Genomic DNA, 3,823 nt, shown 5'->3' on the forward strand with positions numbered 1-3,823 from the left:
CTGCGCACAAGATGGACGCGATCGGCAATAAGGCGGCCGCACGCGAAATTGCGATGATCAAGGTGGCAGCGCCCAGCATGGCATGCACAGTCATCGATTGGGCGATTCAGACCTGCGGGGGCTATGGAATGCAGGATCGCTTCCTGACGCACGCCTATGCTGCCGCACGGTCGCTGCGCATCGCGGACGGTCCGGATGAAGTGCATCGCAATCAGATAGGGCGAATGGAACTGGCCCGTTATCGGGGCTCGAGATGAGCGGCACTACAAGAATTTCGTGTTCGCCTTCAAAAAAGGCCGAACGTTCGAGTGTTTATTTGATTTTGGATCCAATCGAGCTGTCTGTATCGAACTGGCAGCGACATAGCTCAACCTGGATGCACGGTACCCCGTCCCGTGCGCCGCACATACAAAGGAAGGGAACATGACAGCGCACTACAGGGTGCACGATGACGTGGCGGTTATCACGCTCGACAACCCACCGGTCAATGGGCTCGGGCACACGACACGTCTCGCCATCGTCGAGGCAATGGCCGCAGCAGCAGCCGACGCGGGTGTACGGGCCATTGTCATTACTGGGGCAGACAGCGGCTTCTCGGCCGGAGCGGACATCCGGGAATTCGGCACGCCGAAAGCAACGCAGGAACCGAGCATTCATACGGTCATACGAGCGATTGTTGATTTCCACCGAGTCTTAACCCACCGATTTCATCTAAATCTGACCCACCCCGAGACAGCGTAGTACATCTATTCCGGTGTGGATAACTCTTCGTTACCCGCTGGTTTTGCTGCTCTTTTTCTTGTTGTCTTTGCCTTGGCAGAACTGGTCCTGAAGCGCCACGATTCATTGCCCGTTTCGACGATGTGGCAGTGATGGGTGACGCGGTCCAGCAGCGCTGTCGTCATCTTTGCATCCCCGAACACGCTCGCCCACTCGCCGAAGCTGAGATTGGTCGTGATCGCGACGCTCGTGTGCTCGTAAAGCTTTGAGAGCAGATGGAACAGCAATGCACCACCGGTCTGGCTGAACGGCAGATAGCCCAGCTCATCGAGAATCACCAGATCGACGTACATCAGCTTGTGGGCGACCTGGCCTTGTTTGCCGATGGACTTCTCCTGCTCCAGGGCGTTGGTCAGCTCGACGGTCGAGAAGTAGCGCACACGCTTGCCGTGGCGCTGTACGGCTTCGATTCCGATCGCTGAGGCGAGGTGCGTCTTGCCAGTGCCCGGACCACCGATGAACACGACGTTGTGCGCGCTTTCGAGGAACGACAGCTCGCTCAGTTCGCGCACCAGCGCTTCGTCGACGTGTGCCTGCGCGAAGTCGAAGCCCTTCAGGTCGCGGTGGGCCGGGAAGCGCGCAGCGGTCATTTGATAGGCAATCGAGCGCACCTGCCGTTCGGCGGTTTCAGCCATCAACAGCTGCTTCATGAAGCGCTCCGGCTCGAAGTCCGTGTGGCGCGACTGCGCGAGCAGCTCCGGCCACGTGCTCGCCATGCCGTGCAGTTTAAGACCCTTGAGCTGGGCCGCGATATCGTTAGACATGACGATCCTCCGGTGGGTTGGCGCGCAGCGTCTCGTAACGGCTCACGTCGGCCGCGGGCTCTTCCTTGAGCTGGAGTTTCGTCGTGGCGAGGCTGCCATTCGTGACGGGCGCCTTCAGCCGGCTCAGCACGTTCAGGACGTGCTCTGCGCTGGGGCGTCCTGAATCCAGCGCAGCCTGTACGGCGAGCAGCACCGCATCGAGCCCGTGTTCGCGCACCGCAGCGAGCACCTGCGTCATGACGCGATCGCCGCCCGGGTGTTTCAGCAGATGCCGCTGCAGCAGTTGCAGCGGCTGCGGCATCGTGATGAACGGCGCGCCGTTGCGCAGTGCGCCGGGTTTGCGCTCGACCAGCGTGACGTAGTGGCGCCAATCGTAGAAGGTCATGTGCCGCTCGAAGCTGCGTTCGTGGCGTGCGATCTCCTGGGCGTTGGCGACGACGCTGAGATATGCCGGATAGCAGCGCACGCTCACCAGCTGGTTCGTGTACTCGGTGGGCACGCTGTAGCGGTTGCGCTGGAAGTGAATCAGGCTGGTCGACGAGACTCGCAGGGTCTGCTCGATGTAGCCGTCGAACGGCCGTGGATTGGGCATCAGCCGGGTACGCTCGTCCTGCAGCACATCCTCGACCGTCAGCTCAGGCCACTGCGGGTGCCGCATGTGCCACGCCTCACGACACTGACCAGCGACCCATTCGTTCAGGATCTCCAGCGTTTCCCAGCGCCGTAGCGCTGCTTCGTGCCAGATCTGACGTCGCCGGTCCTGAACGTTCTTCTCGACGATGCCTTTCTCCCAGCCTGCAGCCCGGTTGCAGAACTCCGGCTCGAACAGGTAGTGACTGCACATCGCTTCGAAGCGCGCGTTGACCGCACGCTCCTTGCCGCGGCCAACCTTGTCCACGGCGGTCTTCATGTTGTCGTAGATGCCGCGCCGCGGCACGCCGCCGAACGCGGCGAACGCGCGGGCGTGCGCATCGAACAGCATCTCGTGACTCTGTGTGGGATAGGCGACGAGCCAGAACGCGCGGCTGGAGTTAAGTTTGACGTGGGCGACCTCCAGGCGTCGCCGCAGCCCGCCAACAAACGCGTATTCGCAGCTCCAGTCAAACTGGAAGGCTTCGCCGGGTTCGAAGGCGAGCGGCACGAAGGCCTGCCTGCGAGGCGCCTCAGCCTGCTCCTCGTGCCAACGCCTCACGAACGCGCTCACCCGGCCGTAGCTGCCGGCGTAACCCTCGGCGCGGATCGCCTCGAACATGAACCGGGCGGTGCGCCGGTCACGCTTCGGGCGATGACTGTCGGCACGCAGCCAACCTGTCAGCTGTGCGGCCCAGTCGTCGATGACGCTCGGGCTGACGCGCTTCGGATACTTCGGCTCGACGGCATCAGTCTGCCGCAGCCAGCGGCGCACCGTGTTTCGGGACAGGCCCGTACGCCGCGCAATCTCGCGCAACGGGACCTTCTCGCGGAAATACATCCGCCTGATCTTGGCCAATATACCCACCGTGATCACCTTTGTATCCCCTGCTCAAAGATTGAGCAGAGCATTCAATCACGTGGGTCAAAATTCGATGAAAATTTCCAGCTCTAGTGGGTCAGTTCTGCCCGGACATCAACAACTGGGAAGACCTTTCTGCTGGAACGGGCCGTAGAACAGTGGAAGGCGGAGGGGAAGTCTGTCCTGTTGATCGTACACCGTCAGGTTTTGGCGGAATCTCTGGCTGCCCGTCTCAAGATGCACTGTTATCTGAAGAAGCTGGAGAGCTACGAGGACCGCGATGAAGTGTTGAAGTACTGCGTGGTGTGTCTCGATAGCCTGTCACGCTATCTCAATCCAGTTCGGCACAAGTACGACGTTGTGGTGATTGACGAGACCGAACAGGTGTATTCGCACGTGTTGTCGGACACCCTCGCCGGGAACAAGCGGAAGTATTGTTTTAACCTATTGCATCTCTATATCCGCCGTGCGAGGCAAGTTGTACTGTGTGATGCCGACCTCGGATGGCTGACCTTCAATGTCACGGCTCCCACAACGAAAGCGGCACCGACTACACCGACGAAGATGGAGCTGGCGACCAAAATCTACAAGCGGATGCGGAGCGTCAAGGACGTGAGCCGGAAGGACACCATTGAAAAGTTCATCGCCGAGGTGAAACTGACGAAGGCCGGTGCAAGCACCTACTACCAGATGATCAAGGACAAGCACGAGCCAATGGGCAAGAAGTGATTTTCTCTGCTGGATCGTATCGTTCTATGAAAGGCTCCTGCGGGAGCCTTTTTGTTTT

5 protein-coding genes are annotated in these 3,823 nt (G+C 60.2%); 3 read left to right on the forward strand and 2 right to left on the reverse strand.

Annotated elements, in window-relative coordinates; translation table 11 throughout:
* On the forward strand, positions 1–257 hold a 257-nt coding region (locus ACGFQC_RS35735), incomplete at its 5' end, for an acyl-CoA dehydrogenase family protein (protein ID WP_393289101.1).
* Positions 258–423: 166 nt separating this feature from the next.
* On the forward strand, positions 424–741 hold the full coding sequence (locus tag ACGFQC_RS35740) for an enoyl-CoA hydratase-related protein (protein ID WP_364870190.1): 318 nt from the start codon (positions 424–426) through the stop codon (positions 739–741).
* Positions 742–746: 5 nt separating this feature from the next.
* Here the strand turns inward: ACGFQC_RS35740 and istB are convergent, their stop codons facing one another.
* Positions 747–1,544, reverse strand: coding sequence for an IS21-like element helper ATPase IstB (gene istB, locus ACGFQC_RS35745; protein ID WP_059740757.1), 798 nt, complete (start codon positions 1,542–1,544; stop codon positions 747–749).
* Positions 1,537–3,042 (reverse strand): IS21 family transposase, encoded by a 1,506-nt coding sequence (istA, locus tag ACGFQC_RS35750; protein ID WP_393289102.1) that lies wholly within the window; start codon positions 3,040–3,042, stop codon positions 1,537–1,539. The genes istB and istA overlap by 8 nt, the downstream gene beginning before the upstream one ends.
* A 201-nt stretch (positions 3,043–3,243) precedes the next feature.
* Here istA and ACGFQC_RS35755 point away from each other — a divergent pair, with 201 nt between their 5' ends.
* Entirely contained in the window at positions 3,244–3,765 is a 522-nt protein-coding gene (locus tag ACGFQC_RS35755) for a hypothetical protein (protein ID WP_355795772.1), read from the forward strand.
* Positions 3,766–3,823 lie beyond the last annotated feature (58 nt).

The sequence above is a fragment of the Streptomyces sp. NPDC048734 genome, from assembly GCF_043198675.1.
In the GTDB taxonomy this organism is placed as follows: domain Bacteria; phylum Actinomycetota; class Actinomycetes; order Streptomycetales; family Streptomycetaceae; genus Streptomyces.

Bases quoted from the DNA above. Each gene is read 5' to 3' on its own strand.
- istB (WP_059740757.1), bottom strand. From the start codon at position 1,544: ATGTCTAACGATATCGCGGCCCAGCTCAAGGGTCTTAAACTGCACGGC.
- ACGFQC_RS35740 (WP_364870190.1), top strand. From the start codon at position 424: ATGACAGCGCACTACAGGGTGCACGATGACGTGGCGGTTATCACGCTC.